The sequence below is a fragment of the Wolbachia endosymbiont of Tuta absoluta genome, assembly GCF_059414725.1.
Genome location: NZ_JBNRJY010000396.1, coordinates 1 through 822 on the forward strand (window position 1 = coordinate 1; position 822 = coordinate 822).

Annotated in this window: 1 pseudogene; it reads right to left on the minus strand. The window is 41.8% G+C overall.

Annotation, left to right across the window (positions count from 1 at the left end):
- Positions 1 to 12 precede the first annotated feature (12 nt).
- A pseudogene (gene prfB / locus ACJ5GX_RS04255) lies at positions 13 to 141 on the minus strand (peptide chain release factor 2); the annotation flags it as partial.
- Positions 142 to 822: the final 681 nt, after the last annotated feature.

Here is an 822-nt window from a genome sequence, read left to right on the forward strand (position 1 = left end):
TTTTAATAAATCTCATTTTAACTCCAATACACTAACTATGAAACAATCTATATTGCCATCAAAAACGGAATTTATATTGCCAACTTCATGTCCAGTCCTTAAATCCTTTACCATTTGATATGGATGCATAACATACGATCGATCATAATTTTAGAAAACTTGCAAAATTTCCTAGCGCGGGCAAGATTTGAACCTGCTACTTTCGCCATCACTAGAGGTGACGCCTCTTCCATCTAGGCTACCGCAGCTCGTCCAATGCCCGCAAATTTTGCAAGTGTAGCTTGATGCCAATAACGCGTGGCATGGCTCCATCTACCGGATTAGTTTATCAACACCCAGCGACTGTTAGAGATTCGTTAGAGATTTGTGGCGACGTTCGTATTTAAGTAATCAGACAGCAACCGGGAGCGACGGCTTAGCGTGCTCTCCGAAGCACGGAATTATTATGAGTCACCAGTATATAGTCTGATCGATCTAGGAGTTACCTAAGCCCTAAGCGTGACTCGAGGCTGTTTCTGGGACTGGCATTGGTAACGACGGAACATAGCGAGCAAGATTGTACTATTATGAGAGGGGTGCGCATACCAGGCGGCCTGAAGGTGATTCTGTAGTGGCATTGTTGCCATGTGAAGGGAAATATTTAGGTAAATGGATAGTTTACGGCAGTCAGTCACAGCAGTGATATAAGCTTAGTTAGGATGCTTGAGAATTTTTAAGTTCATTAGAACCTAAAGAAAAATTGATTGTTTTTTAAACTCCGAAACAACTGGAACCTATTCAAAAAATGCTTAGAAAGCTACAATCTTCGAGCAACGCGGTCTT